This is a genomic window from Streptomyces sp. SID13031, assembly GCF_010548305.1.
Taxonomy (GTDB): domain Bacteria; phylum Actinomycetota; class Actinomycetes; order Propionibacteriales; family Kribbellaceae; genus Kribbella.
On sequence record NZ_JAAGLV010000003.1, the window covers coordinates 73,374 to 89,762 of the forward strand.

The following is a 16,389-nucleotide window of genomic DNA, read 5'->3' on the forward strand; positions in this document are numbered from 1 at the left end:
CCGGCTGGTTGCTTGGTGGTCATGTGTTGGTCGGGGATGCGTCGACAGGGGATCGACGCGGTGTTACGGGAGTGTCGCCCAGGGTTCATGCGGGGTCGGGAACCTCACAGTGTGCGCATAGTGATGGTCGCCGAGTCCTTCCTGCCGCAGATCAATGGTGTGGCGAACACAGCTCGCCACGTCGCCGATCGGCTGCTGGCCCACGGGCACCAGCTGCTGATCATCGCCGCCGGGCCCGGTCCCGACAGCTATCAGGGCATCCGGGTGATCCGGGCCCGGAGCTTCGGGATCCCCGGCTACAAGGAGTTCCCGGTCGGGCTGCCCGACCCGGCGATCGAACGGGCGATGGCGGACTTCAAGCCGGATCTCGTTCACCTGGCGTCTCCCTTCATCATCGGCGCCTACGGCCTGCGCAGCGCGCGCCGGCTCGGGCTGCCGACGGTGGCGATCTTCCAGACCGACCTGGCGGCATTCGCCCGCCAGTACCCGTTGTTCGCGAAGGCGGACCGGGGCATCCAGGCGTGGATCCGGCGGGTGCACTCCCGCGCGGACCGCACCCTCGCCCCGTCGTCGGCCTCGGTCGCCCAGCTCGTCCAGGCGGGTGTCCCCCGCGTGCACACCTGGGGCCGGGGCGTGAACCTCGACCTGTTCGACCCGGCCAACCGCGACGAGCAGTGGCGCCGGGAGATCTCGCCGGACGGCAAACCGATCGTCGGGTACGTCGGCCGGCTGGCCGCGGAGAAGAAGGTCAAACGGCTGGCCGAGCTGGCCGATCTCGACTGCCACCTGGTCGTCGTCGGTGACGGACCGGATCGCGCCACCCTGGAACACACGTTGCCCAGCGCAACCTTCCTCGGGATGCGCCGCGGGACCGACCTGGCCTCGATCTTCGCCGGGCTGGACGTCTTCGTGCACACCGGTGAACACGAGACCTTCTGCCAGACCATCCAGGAGGCGCAAGCATCCGGAGTCGTCACGGTCGGCCCGGCAGCGGGCGGGCCGCTCGACCTGATCCACCCGGGCGAGAACGGGCTGCTCTTCGAGCCCGGCCAACCTGGTTCACTCCGCCAAGCGGTCGCCCAACTCCTGGACGACCCGGTACAACGCCAAGCAATGGCAGCCAAAGGACAACAAAGGGTGCAGACAAGGACGTGGCCGGCAGTGGTAGACGACCTGGTCAACAGGCACTACGCCGAAGTACTGCAAGAAGCCCGGCAGGTTCCCGCTCGTACGACGTTCCCGCGGCGCGTCGCATGAGCCTGCGGATCGCCCAGCTGGCCAACTTCGTAGGCCCGACGTCCGGCGGCATGCGGACCGCGATCGAGCACCTCGGTCAGGGGTACTGCGAGGCCGGCGCCGAGCGGATCCTCATCACCCCCGGCGAGCGCGACAGCGTGACCGAGACCGAGGTCGGCACGATCGTCCGGATGAAGGCGCCCAAGGTCGGCGGCGGCTACCGCCTGATCACCGACCCCTGGCGGGTGATCGAGACCCTGGAACGCTTCCGCCCGACCACCGTCGAGATCTCCGACAAGTCCACTTTGTTGCCGGTGGCAAGGTGGGCGCGCAGGAACGAGATCGGCTCGGTGCTGTTCAGCCACGAGCGCCTCGACGCGATGCTGTCCTTGCGCACCGGTCGCCAACTGGGTGTCGCCGCAGGCGTCGGCGCGCTCTACCGGCTGCTCAGCCGCACGTACGACGCTGTCGTGGTGACCTCGAGATATGCCGCCGCGGAGTTCGACGAGGTCACCACCCCACTCGTCCGGATCCCCCTGGGTGTCGACCTGGAGACGTTCCACCCATCCAGAGCCACGCCGGCAGACGACGGCGTGCTCAAGCTCGTCCACGCCGGTCGCTTGTCCCGCGAGAAGAGCCCACACCTAGCCGTCGCCACCGCTGTCGAGCTGCACAAGCGAGGCGTCAACCTGCGAATGGACGTTTACGGTTCGGGCCCGCACCTCGACGAGCTGATCGCGATCGCGGCCAGCGCGCCGATCGTCTTCCACGGGTACGTCGACGGCCGGGTCAAGCTGGCCCGCCACCTCGCCGAGGCCGACATCGCCCTCTCGGTCTGCCCGGGCGAGACGTTCGGCCTCGCAGTACTGGAAGCATTAGCAGCCGGTACGCCGGTGGTCACCGCCGACACCGGTGGAGCACGGGAGCTAGTCGACGAGACCTGTGGCCGCTGGGGACGCCCGACCCCCGCGGCGCTCGCGGACGCAGTACTGGACCTGATGAAGCAGCCCGGTCGCAGAGCCGCGGCCCGTCAACGGGCCGAGCTCTACGACTGGGACTCCTGCATCCAGCACATGCTCAACTTGCACACCAGATTGGCATTGAAGAGGCTGGCCGCCTAGGTCAGGTGGTCGTAGTCGCCGCGGGCCCACGCTGCGTGCCGGTCGGCCGAGAAGCGGACGACCGCGCGGGCGTCGACCGGGATGGCTCCGCCGAAGTTGCCGTAGAGGCGGTCGTACTCGAACACGTCGAGCGCCTTGGCGACCCGGTCGACCACCGCGCCCGACAACGGGATGCGGTTCGGGTAGCTGCGCATGAAGCTCACCGACGTCCGGTCCGGGTTGGCGAAGAGGGTGTCGCCGGCCAGGATCACTCCCTTGCCCTCGGCGCCTTCCGCCCAGTGCACGACCGCGCTGCCCGGGAAGTGCCCGCCAGGCTGGATCAGCGTGACGCCGGGCAGCAGGTCGAGCGTCCCGGACCAGAGCTTGATCGCCTCGTCGTCCCGCGCCACCCACTGTTTGTCGGCCTCCGACACGAACACCGGTACGCCGCCGAGCCGCCTGCTCCACTCGACCTGTACGCCGTACATGTGCGGGTGACTCGCGATGATCGCGGCCACGTCGCCCAGTGCGCGCACCTGCTCGACGGCCTCGTCGTCCAGGTAACCGATCGGGTCCCAGAGCAGGTTGCCCGCGGCGGTCTGGACGACCATCGACTGCTGCCCGATCCCCGCACTCGGCGTCGAGGTGACGCCGTACAGGCCGGGCTCGACCTCCTTGACGTCCACCTTGTAACCCGCGCCGGCCAACTGCTCGAGCGTGGTCCAGTGCTGCCCGTCGGCGGGCACCCACTGCCGATCGTCGGCGCAGATCGCGCACACCTCGACCTGCTCGGAATGCTCGACCGCGCAGGTCTCACAGATCCAGAAACTCACTGTCGTCCCCTCTCCCTCCGGCTACACCGGAACACTTCGTCGCTCACCGACACTAAGACCGGAAAGGCCCCTCGGCCTGGTCCAATCGGCCGCGGTCACGCCGGGCCAATCCGAAGCTTCCGGGTTCAAGGACGGTTGAAGTCAACAGCCACCAGCGCCTTACCGACCTCGTCGGCCTCGGGAGCCTCCACTGCTGCGAACATACGCTGCGCGGAGGTCCATCGATCCCGTGCTTGCGGCAGATTTCCGGTGGCAGCCGCGACCGCTCCCAGCCCCTGCAGAGCCCGCGCGTACTCATACCGGTCGCCGGCCGGCTCGACCAGGTCCTTCGCCAGCCGGTAGGCGTCGCCGGCCTCGGCGTACCGGCCCAGGAGGACAAGCGTGTCGCCATAGCCGTTGTAGGCCGCCGCCTCCACCTGATGATCGGTGCCGAGCACCAGGTTCAGTGACCGACGGTGGTGGCGCAGAGCGTCACTGTCACGCCCTGCCGACCTGCAACTGACCGCTAGCGCCGTGAGCACCCGGCCCTCGCCCGCGCTGTCCCCGATCTCGGTGAAGACCTCCAGTGCCCGCTCGTGCCAGGAGATTGCCTCCAGTGGCTGCCCGGACGCCTCCTGAACAAGGCCGATCCCCGTCAGCGAGCTGGCCTCGCCGTCGCGGTCACCCAGCTCGATCCGGATGGCCAGCGCCTCCTTGTAGTGGCTCAAAGCAACATCGAGCCGTCCCAGCCGAAGCAGCGCCTGGCCGAGGTTGTCCAGAGCGACCCCCCGGCCGTACCGGTCGCCGAGGTCGGTGAACTCCGTCAACGCCTCCCGGTAGCTCCGGACCGCTACCGACGGCTTCCCTGTGCGCAGGTGCATGGTGCCCAGGTTGTTCACCGAGCGTGCGTTCCCATAGCGATCACCCAGCTCCCGGCTGATCGCCTGAGCCGCACTGAACAGGCTCGCGGCCGAGTCATAGCTGCCTAGCCGCTCATGGACGAGACCGAGGTTGCTGAGGGTCGCACTCGCCCCCGCCTGGTCGTGGATCTCCTGGCGGATCCGCAACGCCTGTTCGTACTCCTCACAGGCCTCGTCGTACCTCCCCAGCCGGTACGACGCGATGCCCAGTCCGCCGAGCATGAATGCCTCACCCCGGCGATCCCCGATCTCCAGACACGCCTGCCGCCCGTACTGCAGGATCACCCGGATCTGGTCGTACTGCCCGGACATCTCGAGACGCCTCCCGATCGTCTTGGTGAGATCCCGGACAAGTAGCGGCCAGTCACCGACCGCAGCGATCTCGATGCAGGCGAGGAGGTTCGCCTCTTCGGTCTCGAGCCAGTCCTTGGCATGGGCGGGCCCGGTGAGGTCCGGGCCGGTGCCCTCCCTGGTACTGGGATGCCGTCGCCGGTCGCCTGGGTGCAGCAGTTCCATCGCCTCGACAGCGCCATCCAGGTAGTGCCTGAGCAGCCGTACTGTCGCGCGATCCCGCTCCTCCTTCGGCAACTCGGCTGCCTGCTCGACGGCGTACGCGCGCAGCAGCTCGTGCATGCCGAAGCGGTGGAGGGCAACCTCTTCCCAGAGGTTGGCCCGGACCAGGTCGGTGATCACCTGAACCGGCTCGCCAGTGTCGATCATGGCTCGCACGGCGGCGAAGCAGAACTCGTTTCCCGGTGCGAGTCCCCCGATCACGAAGGCCTTGCGCGCCGCCTCGGGCAGGTTGTCGAGCGACCAGGAGAGCACGGAGCGCACCGAAGTACGGGGGTCTCCGCCTGCGGACAGGCTGTCGAGCACATGCCGGTCCAGCTCGGCCACCAGCTCCTCGAGAGGCACCCGCGATCGCGTGATCGCCAGCTCAGCAGCCACCCGTACGGCGAGAGGCAGGCGGGCGCAGCGATCCGCCATGGCGATCACAGCTGCCGCGTTCCCTACCGCACGGCCGCCGACGAGCCCCTGGAACAGCTCCACAGCGTCCTCCAGCGGCAACCGGTCGACCTCGACCCGCACAGCGCCGTACCGGACGACCAGTCCAGCCAGGTCTCCCCTACTGGTGATCACCGTGCAGCAGGAGTCCCCACTCGGCAGGAGGTCGGTGACTTGCTCGATCCCGGCCGCGTTGTCGAGCACCACGAGCAACCGCCTCTGAGCCGTCAACGCGCGGTAGCGGGCGACCCGCTCGGCGTAGTCCGACGGCAGCACCGCATCCGGCCCCAGCAGGCGACGCAGCAGCTGGTCGAGCGCCTCTGCCGGCCGCAGTGGCTGCTCCGGGTCGAACCCGCGCAGGTCAACGAACAGCACCCCGTCGGGGAACTTGTCACGCACAGTACGAGCCCAACGAACCACCAGAGCCGTCTTACCAACCCCTGCCGTACCGGAGACCACTACTAGGCGCTCGAGGCGGTCAAGCTCGCCCAGTTCAGCCTGCCGGCCGGTGAAGCCCGGCACCTCGCCAGGGAGGTCCGCCAGCGCGACGCCCCGATCGTCAACCTCGCGGGAGCTCTTCACCCGGTCCCCTTCAGCTGATTCCAGCTTCGCCGCCCGCCCCCGGCCCGCGGTGATCGGCTGATCACGTCCAGCCATCATGCAACCCCTTGCGCCGCGAAGGAACCGATCCGGCCACGAATTCGCCGGGCTGTCGATTGTCCGGCCGGAGGGGCGGGCGTCGAGAGCGAAGTCACACCTGTCAGGACAAATCGGCCACGAGGGCAGCGATAGCATCAAGAACGGCCTGGTTCCCTGCCAAGCCGAGCCGATCGTGGTCCCCTTTGCTGATCTGACGCCCCGGAGGGTCTGCGCTGACCGGCTCTGGTCCGTCGTCCGATCGGAGGATCGGTTTGCCCAGCAAGCCAGTCGGCACGCTGTACCGCGGCCACGAGGGCATGTGGTCGTGGGTGGCGCACAGGATCACCGGCGTCGGGATCTTCTTCTTCCTGCTGGTGCACGTGCTCGACACCGCGCTCGTCCGGGTCTCCCCCGAGGCGTACAACGAGGTGATCGGCACCTACAAGAACCCGATCGTCGGACTGATGGAGGTCGGCCTCGTCGGCGCCATCCTGTTCCACGCCTTCAACGGCATCCGGCTGATCCTGGTGGACTTCTGGGCCAAGGGCCCGCGCAACCAGCGCAAACTGATGATCGGCGTCGGCGTCGTCTGGGTGCTGCTGTTCGTGCCGTTCGTGATCCGGCACCTGATGCACGTCTTCGGCGGGGAGTGAGCATGTCCGAGATCGCAGCTCCGCGCTCCTCCAGCCGGGCCCGCTCGCTCAAGGGCGGCGGCCGCAACCGCTCCGGCCAGACCAACTTCGAGCTCTACAGCTGGCTGTTCATGCGGCTGTCCGGCCTCGCCCTGGTCGTCCTGGTGCTCGGCCACCTGTTCGTCAACCTGATGCTCGGCGGCGGGATCACCGCGCTCGACTTCGGCTTCGTGGCCGGCAAGTGGGCCAACCCGCTGTGGCAGGTCTGGGACCTGCTGATGCTGTGGCTGGCGATGCTGCACGGCACCAACGGAATGCGCACGATCATCAACGACTATGCCGAGAAGGACCAGACGCGGTTCTGGCTGAAGAGCCTGCTGATCACCGCCTCCATCGTGATCGTCGTGCTCGGCACCCTGGTCATCTTCACCTTCGATCCCTGCCTAGACCCGAACAGCACGCTGTCGGTCTGCAAGTAAGGAAAGTTCAAGATGCAGCGGCATCAGTACGACGTAGTGATCGTTGGCGCGGGTGGCGCCGGTATGCGCGCCGCGCTGGAGTCCAGCAAGCGGACCCGGACGGCGGTGCTCACCAAGCTCTACCCGACCCGGTCGCACACCGGCGCGGCCCAGGGCGGCATGTGCGCCGCGCTGGCCAACGTCGAGGAGGACAACTGGGAGTGGCACACCTTCGACACCGTCAAGGGCGGTGACTTCCTGGTCGACCAGGACGCCGCCGAGGTGATGTGCCGCGAGGCCGTCGACGCCGTACTCGACCTGGAGAAGATGGGCCTGCCCTTCAACCGCACCGCCGAGGGCAAGATCGACCAGCGCTTCTTCGGCGGCCACACCCGCAACCACGGCGAGGCGGTCGTCCGCCGCTCCTGCTTCGCCGCGGACCGTACCGGCCACATGATCCTGCAGACGCTGTACCAGCAGTGCATCAAGCAGAACGTCGAGTTCTTCAACGAGTTCTACGTGCTCGACCTGCTGATGGTGGCCGGCCGCGCGACCGGTGTGGTCGCCTACGAGCTGGCCACCGGCGAGCTGCACATCTTCAGCGCCAAGTCGATCGTGTTCGCCTCCGGCGGCTTCGGCAAGGTCTTCCGCACCACCTCGAACGCGCACACCCTGACCGGCGACGGGATGGGCATCGTCTGGCGCAAGGGCCTGCCGCTGGAGGACATGGAGTTCTTCCAGTTCCACCCGACCGGCCTCGCGGGCCTGGGCGTCCTGCTGTCGGAGGCCGCTCGCGGTGAGGGCGGAATCCTTCGCAACAGCGACAACGAGCGCTTCATGGAGCGGTACGCGCCGACGGTCAAGGACCTCGCGCCGCGCGACATGGTCGCCCGCGCGATGGCGAACGAAGTACGGGAAGGCCGTGGCTGTGGGCCCGACAAGGCCTACGTGATGCTCGACCTGACCCACCTGGAGCCCGCGCACATCGACGCGAAACTGCCGGACATCACCGAGTTCGCGCGGACCTACCTCGGCGTCGAGCCGTACACCGAGCAGATCCCGGTGTTCCCGACCGCGCACTACGCGATGGGCGGCATCCCGACCAACATCAGGGGCGAGGCGCTCGCCACCAACGAGGACGTCATCCCCGGCCTGTACGCCGCCGGCGAGGTCGCCTGCGTCTCCGTGCACGGCGCCAACCGGCTCGGGACCAACTCGCTGCTCGACATCAACGTGTTCGGACGACGGGCCGGGATCGCCGCCGCGGAGTACGCCGAGACGGCCGTTTTCGAAGAGTTGCCGGAGGCCCCCGAAACCTTCGTGGTCGACCTGATCGAAGGCATGCGCAACGCCACCGGCGAGGAGCGGGTGGCCGCGATCCGCGGCGACCTGCAGGCGACGATGGACCTGAACGCGCAGGTGTACCGGACCGAGGGATCGCTCAAGCAGGCGCTCACCGACATCGAGGCGCTCAAGCTCCGCTTCGCCGACGTGGCCGTCCAGGACAAGGGCAAGCGGTTCAACACCGACCTGCTCGAGGCGGTCGAGCTGGGCTTCCTGCTCGACCTGGCCGAAGTACTGGTGGTATCGGCGCTGGCCCGCAAGGAGTCCCGTGGCGGGCACTTCCGCGAGGACTACGCGACCCGGGACGACGTGAACTTCATGCGGCACACGATGGCCTACCGGTCGGTCGATGCTGAAGGCAACGTCAATATCCGGTTGGACTACAAGCCGGTCGTACAGACCCGCTACAAGCCGATGGAGCGGAAGTACTGATGGACGTCAAGGTCAAGATCCTTCGGTACAACCCCGAGGTCGTCGACGAGGCCGAGTGGAAGACCTACTCGGTCACCCTGCAGCCGACCGACCGGGTGCTCGACGCGCTGCACAAGATCAAGTGGGAGCAGGACGGCACGCTGACCTTCCGGCGGTCCTGCGCGCACGGCGTCTGCGGCTCGGACGCGATGCGGATCAACGGCCGCAACCGGCTGGCCTGCAAGACGCTGATCAAGGACCTGAACCCGGAGAAGGAGATCACCGTCGAGCCCATCAAGGGCCTGCCGGTGCTCAAGGACCTGATCGTCGACATGGAGCCGTTCTTCGACGCGTACCGCTCGATCATGCCGTTCCTGGTCACCGACGGCCACGAGCCGAGCCGCGAGCGGATCCAGTCGCAGTCCGACCGGGAGCGCTTCGACGACACCACCAAGTGCATCCTCTGCGCCGCCTGTACGACGTCCTGCCCGGTCTTCTGGTCCGACGGCCAGTACTTCGGCCCGCAGGCGATCGTCGGCGCGCACCGATTCATCTTCGACAGCCGCGACGAGGGCACCGAGCAGCGGCTGGAGATCCTGAACGACAAGGAAGGCGTCTGGCGCTGCCGCACCACCTTCAACTGCACCGAGGCCTGCCCCCGCGGCATCGAGGTCACCAAAGCGATCCAAGAGGTCAAGCGAGCCCTGATCTTCCGCCGCGTCTGACCCTCCCCCGTGCTGTGATCTGAGTCACAGCACGGGACGCCGGCAACCAACCTCTGTCCGCCAGGAGTCACTTCCGGACAGAGGTTGACTGCTGTTCGGGGAGGATCCGATGGGCGAGGACGAAAGTCTGCGCGAACTCTACGAAGGGTGTTACCGGCGCATCGTCGGGCAGTTGTTCGCGATCTGCGGGAACCGGGGTGAAGCCGAGGACGCCGTCCAGGAGGCCTTCGTCCGGGCGGTCGAGAAACCGCGGCGGTTCGCCCAGGTCGACAACCCGGAGGCGTGGCTGCGTACGGTCGCGCTGAACGTACTCCGCAGCCGGTACCGCCGCGCCACCCGGTTCCACGGGCTGCTCTCCAAAGCAGCCCCACCGCCCGCCTCGACGGCCGGCCTGTCACCCGACCGGGTGGCGCTGGTCGAAGGCCTGCGGCAACTTCCGTACGAGCAGCGCGAGGCGATCGCGCTGCACCACATCGTCGATCTCCCGGTGCGCGAGATCGCCGCGCAACTCGGCGTACCGGAGGGAACCGTGAAGGCCCGGCTGTCCCGGGGCCGGGCGCGACTCGCGCCACTGGTCCGCGAATTCGCCGACGACGCCGAGGAGGTCGGTCATGTCTGAGCTGAAGGATCTGTCCTGGGAGATCCAGGAAACCGTCGAGCCACTGCCGTTCGAGGACCTGCAGCGCCGCGGCGTCCGTCGTCGCCACCGCCGCCAGGCCCTCGCCGGAGCGGGAGTCGCCGCAGCCACCGCCATCGCGGTACTGGTCGTCCTGCTGCCGTTCGGCAACACCCCCGGCACCGAGAAGCCGCCGATCGCGACGTTGCCGACCGCACCCGTATCGGTTCCGGTGGACCAGGCAGCCTTCGCCCTGGCGCACGCCAAAGGCTCGCACCTGATGTCGATGACACTGGCCTCGCCGAGTCGCTGGGCAGCCGGCTGGATCAGCGCGTCCTGCGCGACCGGTACCGGAGGCTGTACGTCGGTCGCGGTACTCACCCGGGATGGAGTCAAGGCGTTCGCGCCAGTGCGGGTCAGCCACTACGCGACCGTGCAGGACGGCGACGAGGTGATCGCGGTCGCGGGACCGGAGAACCTGGATCAGGGCAAGAACGACCCGTCCTGGTCCAACGCGACGATGGTCCGGCTGACCGACCAGGGCCTGGTCCAGAAGCCACTGCGCTGGGCCGCGCCGACGACGACCTTCGCCCCCGGCGAGATCCTGATCGACACGATCACCCAGACCGGCGAGGTGATGGTGCTGAACCCGGGGCAGGGGACGCTGCGCCTGCTCCGGATCGACGGGACGAACTACGCCGGCTCGCCGACCCGGGACGACACCGGACGCTGGTGGCTGGTGGCCGGCAAGAACGACCCACCGACCTCCGAGATCCGCTGGACCGACGACGGCAAGACCTGGAACCGCAAGGAACTGGACCCGGCGAACGGCGCCGCCAAGATCGCCGTCAGCTCCGACGGCAACACCATCGTCGCCAGCTCCGGCGGCGACGGGGCCACCCCGGAACCGATCATCAAGATGCTGATCTCCACCGACCGCGGAGCCACCTGGCAGCAGGTGACCTCGACCCCGTGGGGACGGGTCGGCGGGCCGGTCGTCTTCAACGACCGCTCGGCCGTCCTGCTCGGCCAGCCGAGCGCAGACGACCCGGAAGGCACCATCCCTTCGATCTACACCATCACCGGCAACCGGGCGAAGACGCTCGGCAAGGCGCCGGCCCTGCTCCAGGACCTGACCGGCAACGAGCAACTGCTGTACGGCATCACGCTCGGATCACCGAGCGCCACCCAGGTCGCCAGCAGCACCGACCGCGGCAAAACCTGGGAGTTCGCCGAACCGCGCTAGGAATGCTTTCGCGAAGGCCCTCGGTTTCAGCCGAGGGCCTTCGTCAGCAGTTTCAGCAGGGTGCTGCGTTCGGTCGGCGACAGGCTGCCGACCGAGGCGGTCAGGACGGCGGCGAACAGCTCGGCGCCTTCCTCACGGATTCGCTCGCCTTCCGGGGTCAGGCGGTGGCGGATGGCTCGGCCGGGGCCTTCGAGGCGTTCTATCAGGCCGCGGGCGATCATTCGGGTGGCCAGGGAGCCCATTGATTGGTCGGTTTGGAAGGTTAGTTGGGCCAGGTCGTGGAGAGACGCGTCCGGCACTTCGTGCAGGCGGCGGAGGACGTCCCACTGCGGGAGGGAGACGCCCAGGTCTGCCAACTGCTTGCTCGCCTCGGTGTGGTGCAGCCACTGGAGCCGCTTCACCGCCACGCCGATCTCCTGAACCGATGCTTCCATGGCGCGAAGATTACCAGGTTGCTTATATAAGGATGCTGATCTAAGGTTCCTTATATGACTTCTTATACCGCTCAAGGCACCGGCCCGAACATCCTTCTGCTGCACGGCGGCGGTGGGCCGCAGACCGTGGCCGGCTTCGCCGAGTTGCTCGCCGTCGATCATCACGTCGTCACGCCCACCCACCCCGGCTTCGGTGGTACGCCGCGGCCCGAGGGGCTGACCACCGTCGCCGGGCTGGCCGAGCTGTACCGCGATCTGCTCGACGAGCTTGACCTCGACGAGGTGACCGTCGTGGGCAACTCGATCGGCGGCTGGATCGCCGCGGAGCTCGCGTTGCTCGGCTCCGACCGGCCAGGACTGGATCGGGTGGGCTCGATCGTGCTCGTCGACGCGGTCGGCATCGAGGTCGCCGATCACCCGGTGGTGGACTTCTTCGCGCTCGACTTCCCGACCATCGCCAAGCTCAGCTACTTCGACCCGGAGAAGTTCCGGATCGACCCGGCCGCGCTGCCGCCCGCCGCGCAGGAGCTGATCGCCGGCAACCGGGCCACCCTCGCCGTCTACGCGACGGAGATGACCGACCCGACCCTGCGCGACCGGCTGGCCGGCATCAAGGCGCCGACGCACGTCATCTGGGGTGACTGCGACCGGATCGTCGACCCCGAGTACGGCCGCGCCTTCGCCGAGGCGATTCCCGGCGCGACTTTCGAAGTACTGGCCGAGACCGGTCACCTGCCGCAGCTCGAGAGCCCGGAACTGCTCGCGTCAGCAGTACGGCGGGTTGCTGGTGATCGCGGTCGCGACGCGTAGGAACAGGTTGAACAGCCGGTACAGGTCCGGCATCGGAGCTTCGACGGTGACCGTGCGGTCGTCGGTGCGGGTGACGCCGGGGATGGCCGGCAGATGCGAGGCGACCGAGGCGTTCTGCCACCGCACGGCCAGCCGGTGCGCCGACGGGCTGGCAGCCGGAGTGGCCCGCGCAGTACGAAGGGCTGACTCGACGCCGCTCTCGATCGCGGCGCGAGCCTCGGCGACCGGTACCAGCTGGGCGGCGAACCGGTCCTTGGCGAACTTGACCGGCACGGTCGCCACCGACGGGTCCCATCCGGTCATCTCGGCGCAAGCACTGTCATCGCCGGTCAGCAGAGCCACCGGTACGCCGTACGCCGCGGCCGTCGCGTGCAGCAGCCCGATCTCGCCGGCCGGGCGGTCGTCGAGCCAGATGTCCTCGATCTCGTGGCCCATGAAGCTGTGGCTGAGCACCCCGAGGATCCCGGCCCGCGCGTGGAAGCCGACGCAGACGACGGCGTCGTACTCCGGGGTCAGCCCCTCGATCATGCCCATCGGCTTGGGCCGGCCCTTGATCAAGGTGACCCGCTGGTCGAGCTGGTCCGGCAGCAGGTTGCGCATCGGACCGTGGGCGTCGTTGACCAGAACCGTCGACGCCCCGCCCGCAAAGGCCCCGCGAACGGCCGCGTTGACGTCCTCGGTCATCATCACCCGGCCGCGCTCGTAGTCGCGCCCAGCGGGCTGGACATCCTCCGCGTCGACGAGTCCGGTGATGCCTTCCATGTCCGCGCTGACGTAGACCTTCATCCCCTGGGCGTCAGTCCGTCGCAGCTGGTGCGGTCTGCGCGGTCCGTGCGGTCTTGAGGGCTTTGATGCCCCACTTGCCGAGCACGGCCGCGATCGCCAGGTTCACCACGATCAGCACCGAGTGTGCGATGTAGTACCCCTTCGGGCGGCCTTCGGTGCCGGCCAGGTTCTTGATGAACGTCACGTAGGTGACGACGTTCCAGACGGCGATCCCGATCAGGACCAGGGCGTGCTTTCGCTCGAGCTTCACGCCTCTAGTGTCCGTTGCGGTCGACCGTGCGGAGCAGTTGGGTGCGGTTGGCGACGCCGAAGCGCCGGTAGAGCCTGGTCAGCTGGGACTCGACTGCCTTGACGCTCAGGTAGAGCGCGGCCGCGATCTCCCGGTTGGTCGAGCCGTCGCGGACCATCGCGACGATCTGCAGCTCGTTGTCGGTCAGCTCGGACGGCTGCCGGCTCCGGCTCGGTACGTCCAGCCGCGCGAGCTCCGTCTCGGCCACCTCGCGCCAGGCGGGAGCGCCGTACGCCTCGAACTGCTCGATCGCGTCCAGGAACGCCGTCCGGGCCACCGAGCGGCGGCGAGCCTGCCGGGCCACCCTGCCACGGGTGAGCTCGCAGCGCGCCAGGTCCAGCGGGTAGATGTGGTCCCCCGCGGTACTGATCGTCTTCTCCAGCAGCTCCAGCGCCGCGGCCGGGTCGCCCTGCTTGGCGATCAGCAGCGCCTCGGAACGCGCCAGCCCGATCAGCACCACGCCCCGGTCGAGCGTCTCGGCCCGCTCCCGGATGTCCGCGATCAGCGCCGCAGCGTCGTCCAGCCGGCCGGCGGCGACCAGGGCCTCCGCGTAGTCCGCGTGCCACGGGATCACGGCCGGGTCGTACGGCATCGCGCCCTCGCCCGACTCGGCGATCGCGTCGAAGGCCTCCACCGCGCGCTGCGGGTCACCGGTCAGTACGCCGATCATGCCGATGCCCGAGAGCGCCGGGCCGGTCCACTCCTCGTTGCCGACCAGCCGGCAGCCTTCCAGCGCCGCCTCGGCCAGCTGGCGTGCCATCGGCGCCGTCCCGCCGGCCCACTCCGCGCGGCAGGCGACGACCAGCCCGACCTCCGGCTCATCGCCCAGATCCTGCGTCAGCTGGTAGCACTCGTGGCCGGCGGCGAGTGCGTCGGCGCCACGACCGCTGCGCTCGTAGATGGCTGTCGCGGAGATGAGAACCGAGGCCAGCCAGCGGACCGCACCAGCCGTCCGCACCTCGTCGACCAGCGCGGTGATCTGCTCGATCGCCTGACTGGTACGGCCGCGGAACAGTTCACGCATCGCCGCCATCTGCCGGGCGCCCACCACGGACTTGGTGAGCGGCAGGCCACGGGACAGCTCTGCGGCCTGCTTCAGGAGAGCATCGGCGCTCTGCTCGCCGTCACGGGCCATCTGCACGTTGCTGGCCGCGCTCAGGGCGTCGACGAGCGCCTCGGTATCGCCACACTCGCGTGCAAGCTTCTCAGCGGCCTGTGCGTCGACCTGGGCGTCGTCGAGCCGCCGGTCGAAGTACGCGCTGTTGCTTCGCAGGATCCGGACCCGTGCCTCGAGCTGCGCGTCCCCGACCGCAGCTTCGAAGGCCTCGGCGAGCAGGGCGAGCCGCTGCTCACGATCAGGCCAGGCTGTGTCCACCAGCAGTAGCAGCGCAGCCACCTTGGTGTCAGGACGAGTAGCAGCCTGTATGGCGAGCCGCGCCATCTCGGCGGACTCCACCAAATGCCCGGCCGCGGCTGCCGCGTCTGCTGCGGCTGTGAGCCGCATGGCCCGGTCGTCCTGCTCGTCAGCGGGCGTGCGCTCAGCAGCGAGTCGCCAGAGGGTTGCTGCAGCTCCGAGCGCGCCCCGGCCGCCGGCGACGACTGCTGCGGCCTCGATCGTGGCAGCGAGGTCGGTGTCGGCTTCTTGCGTCGCGAGTGCTCTGTGCGTGGCGTTCTCGACCGGCTCATCCACCACTGCGGCCAACTGCGCGTGGGCCTGCCGCCGGGCCGCAGAGGTGGCCTCGGCGTACACGAACTCTCTGAGCAGTGGGTGGGAGAACCGCAGCCGCTCGGACGACACATCGACCAGCCCGAGCGCCTCCGCCTCGGCCAGCTCGGCGTCGACGGGCCGGTTGAGTGACTGGGCCAGCTGGTTGGTCGTCGGGCGCGGCGAGGAGGCAGCGAGTAACAGCAGCTCGTACGTCGCCGGGGAGAGGTCGGCGAGCCTGTCCCCCAGGAGGGTCTTGAGTCGGCTCGACACCGGCAGCGGATCGTTCGGCGAGACGCCCTGCGGGTGACGCAGGATCGCCCGGCCCAGCTCCAGCGCCATGAACGGGTTGCCGGCGCTCGCGGTGAAGATACGGCGCGCAGTACGGACCGGGAGTGGGCTGGAGAGTCTGTTGCGGAGTAGTGCCAGCACGTCGGGCTCGGTGAGTGGCGGGACTTCCAGCTGCAGCACCGGCTCGGGGCAGGCCTCGGCCATCACCGGGAGGTCGCCGTCGGCCACCTGCTCGGTGGCGAGCATCTGGACACCTTCGGTGAGGCGTCGCGCGCAGAAGGTCAGCACTTCGAGACTGGACGGGTCGACCCACTGGATGTCGTCCACGACCAGCAGGACGGGGCCGGAGGCCGCTAGGCGGCGCAGTACGTGCAGGACTGCGAGGCGCACGGCCAGCTCGTCGCGGACGGTGTCAGGGGCGCTCGCCTTGAGCAGCGCCACCTCGAGCGGCTGGCGGAGGTGGTCGGGCAGGACCTGCCAGGCGAGCTCGAGCTGGTTGGAGAGGAGGTCGAGGAGCGTGACATACGGCAGGCCGGCCTCGCTCTGGGACGGCGCGGCGCTCAGCACGCGACAGCCGGCCCGGGCGCGCTCAGCGACCAGTGCCCGGCCGGTGGCGGACTTGCCGATGCCCGTCGGGCCATAGAGCAGCACTGAGCCACTGGTCTCGAGCTGCTTCTTGGCACGCTCGACCAGTCCGGCGCGCCCGACCAGCTCGTCGTCAGTCATCGATCCACATTCTCCCCGAAGGATTACATTCGCCGACATCACAGTCGAGTGCCAATGGACACGGCGAGTGTCACATATGGAGATCGAACGGCCATCACCTCGTCACCTGGCTGTTCAAACGGCCAACTAGTCCATAGTTGCGCATTTCCCCGGCGTGTCGGGCAAAACTCGCCGAAAAAAGACCATGGCACAGCAGTGCCTCGA

15 protein-coding genes are annotated in these 16,389 nt (G+C 68.6%); 9 read left to right on the top strand and 6 right to left on the bottom strand.

The window, feature by feature from the left end; genetic code table 11:
- Positions 1-111 precede the first annotated feature (111 nt).
- Both G3I17_RS07680 and G3I17_RS07685 read left to right on the top strand, forming a co-directional pair.
- Positions 112-1,257, top strand: a complete 1,146-nt coding sequence (locus tag G3I17_RS07680; protein WP_343238234.1) for a glycosyltransferase family 1 protein — start codon at positions 112-114, stop codon at positions 1,255-1,257.
- Complete coding sequence (locus tag G3I17_RS07685; RefSeq protein WP_164595235.1) at positions 1,254-2,357, top strand: glycosyltransferase; 1,104 nt, start codon at positions 1,254-1,256, stop codon at positions 2,355-2,357. The genes G3I17_RS07680 and G3I17_RS07685 overlap by 4 nt, the downstream gene beginning before the upstream one ends.
- Here the strand turns inward: G3I17_RS07685 and G3I17_RS07690 are convergent.
- Together G3I17_RS07690 and G3I17_RS07695 are read right to left on the bottom strand one after the other, a co-directional pair.
- Complete coding sequence (locus tag G3I17_RS07690) at positions 2,354-3,169, bottom strand: hydrolase (RefSeq protein WP_164595236.1); 816 nt, start codon at positions 3,167-3,169, stop codon at positions 2,354-2,356. The two genes, G3I17_RS07685 and G3I17_RS07690, sit on opposite strands and share 4 nt — an antisense overlap.
- A 125-nt stretch (positions 3,170-3,294) precedes the next feature.
- Complete coding sequence (locus G3I17_RS07695; RefSeq protein WP_164595237.1) at positions 3,295-5,730, bottom strand: tetratricopeptide repeat protein; 2,436 nt, start codon at positions 5,728-5,730, stop codon at positions 3,295-3,297.
- A 254-nt stretch (positions 5,731-5,984) separates the two neighbouring features.
- On the opposite strand from G3I17_RS07695, the gene sdhC reads away from it, so the two are divergent.
- The 6 genes from sdhC (at position 5,985) to G3I17_RS07725 (ending at position 11,144) form a co-directional block, all read left to right on the top strand.
- On the top strand, positions 5,985-6,365 hold the full coding sequence (sdhC, locus tag G3I17_RS07700) for a succinate dehydrogenase, cytochrome b556 subunit (RefSeq protein ID WP_164595238.1): 381 nt from the start codon (positions 5,985-5,987) through the stop codon (positions 6,363-6,365).
- Between the two features lie 2 nt (positions 6,366-6,367).
- A complete protein-coding gene (locus G3I17_RS07705; protein ID WP_164595239.1) occupies positions 6,368-6,823 on the top strand; it encodes a succinate dehydrogenase hydrophobic membrane anchor subunit in 456 nt (151 codons plus the stop codon).
- Positions 6,824-6,835: 12 nt separating this feature from the next.
- Positions 6,836-8,578 carry a succinate dehydrogenase flavoprotein subunit gene (gene sdhA / locus G3I17_RS07710; RefSeq protein ID WP_164595240.1) on the top strand — a complete coding sequence of 581 codons (1,743 nt, stop codon included), beginning with the start codon at positions 6,836-6,838 and terminating at the stop codon, positions 8,576-8,578.
- On the top strand, positions 8,578-9,282 hold the full coding sequence (locus G3I17_RS07715; protein WP_164595241.1) for a succinate dehydrogenase iron-sulfur subunit: 705 nt from the start codon (positions 8,578-8,580) through the stop codon (positions 9,280-9,282). Before sdhA ends, G3I17_RS07715 begins: the two co-directional genes overlap by 1 nt.
- 109 nt (positions 9,283-9,391) lie before the next feature.
- A complete protein-coding gene (locus G3I17_RS07720) occupies positions 9,392-9,901 on the top strand; it encodes a sigma-70 family RNA polymerase sigma factor (protein WP_164595242.1) in 510 nt (169 codons plus the stop codon).
- Positions 9,894-11,144, top strand: a complete 1,251-nt coding sequence (locus G3I17_RS07725) for a sialidase family protein (RefSeq protein WP_164595243.1) — start codon at positions 9,894-9,896, stop codon at positions 11,142-11,144. The genes G3I17_RS07720 and G3I17_RS07725 overlap by 8 nt, the downstream gene beginning before the upstream one ends.
- A gap of 26 nt (positions 11,145-11,170) precedes the next feature.
- On the opposite strand, the gene G3I17_RS07730 is transcribed toward G3I17_RS07725, so the two are convergent.
- The gene (locus tag G3I17_RS07730) at positions 11,171-11,578 is read right to left on the bottom strand and encodes a MarR family transcriptional regulator (RefSeq protein WP_164595244.1); all 408 of its coding nucleotides are present in this window, start codon (positions 11,576-11,578) and stop codon (positions 11,171-11,173) included.
- A gap of 54 nt (positions 11,579-11,632) precedes the next feature.
- On the opposite strand from G3I17_RS07730, the gene G3I17_RS07735 reads away from it, so the two are divergent.
- Positions 11,633-12,388, top strand: coding sequence for an alpha/beta hydrolase (locus G3I17_RS07735; protein WP_164595245.1), 756 nt, complete (start codon positions 11,633-11,635; stop codon positions 12,386-12,388).
- On the opposite strand, the gene G3I17_RS07740 is transcribed toward G3I17_RS07735, so the two are convergent.
- The 3 genes from G3I17_RS07740 to G3I17_RS07750 are packed head-to-tail and all read right to left on the bottom strand — an operon-like array spanning position 12,344 to position 16,185.
- On the bottom strand, positions 12,344-13,174 hold the full coding sequence (locus G3I17_RS07740; protein ID WP_164595246.1) for a M55 family metallopeptidase: 831 nt from the start codon (positions 13,172-13,174) through the stop codon (positions 12,344-12,346). The two genes, G3I17_RS07735 and G3I17_RS07740, sit on opposite strands and share 45 nt — an antisense overlap.
- A 10-nt stretch (positions 13,175-13,184) precedes the next feature.
- Complete coding sequence (locus G3I17_RS07745; RefSeq protein WP_164595247.1) at positions 13,185-13,424, bottom strand: hypothetical protein; 240 nt, start codon at positions 13,422-13,424, stop codon at positions 13,185-13,187.
- Between the two features lie 4 nt (positions 13,425-13,428).
- Complete coding sequence (locus G3I17_RS07750) at positions 13,429-16,185, bottom strand: LuxR family transcriptional regulator (RefSeq protein ID WP_164595248.1); 2,757 nt, start codon at positions 16,183-16,185, stop codon at positions 13,429-13,431.
- Positions 16,186-16,389: the final 204 nt, after the last annotated feature.

Coding starts and splice junctions, on each gene's coding strand:
- G3I17_RS07750 (WP_164595248.1), bottom strand. CDS start 16,185: ATGACTGACGACGAGCTGGTCGGGCGCGCCGGACTGGTCGAGCGTGCC.
- G3I17_RS07725 (WP_164595243.1), top strand. CDS start 9,894: ATGTCTGAGCTGAAGGATCTGTCCTGGGAGATCCAGGAAACCGTCGAG.
- G3I17_RS07720 (WP_164595242.1), top strand. CDS start 9,392: ATGGGCGAGGACGAAAGTCTGCGCGAACTCTACGAAGGGTGTTACCGG.
- G3I17_RS07715 (WP_164595241.1), top strand. CDS start 8,578: ATGGACGTCAAGGTCAAGATCCTTCGGTACAACCCCGAGGTCGTCGAC.
- sdhA (WP_164595240.1), top strand. CDS start 6,836: ATGCAGCGGCATCAGTACGACGTAGTGATCGTTGGCGCGGGTGGCGCC.
- G3I17_RS07735 (WP_164595245.1), top strand. CDS start 11,633: ATGACTTCTTATACCGCTCAAGGCACCGGCCCGAACATCCTTCTGCTG.
- G3I17_RS07730 (WP_164595244.1), bottom strand. CDS start 11,578: ATGGAAGCATCGGTTCAGGAGATCGGCGTGGCGGTGAAGCGGCTCCAG.
- G3I17_RS07705 (WP_164595239.1), top strand. CDS start 6,368: ATGTCCGAGATCGCAGCTCCGCGCTCCTCCAGCCGGGCCCGCTCGCTC.
- G3I17_RS07740 (WP_164595246.1), bottom strand. CDS start 13,174: ATGAAGGTCTACGTCAGCGCGGACATGGAAGGCATCACCGGACTCGTC.
- G3I17_RS07695 (WP_164595237.1), bottom strand. CDS start 5,730: ATGGCTGGACGTGATCAGCCGATCACCGCGGGCCGGGGGCGGGCGGCG.
- G3I17_RS07685 (WP_164595235.1), top strand. CDS start 1,254: ATGAGCCTGCGGATCGCCCAGCTGGCCAACTTCGTAGGCCCGACGTCC.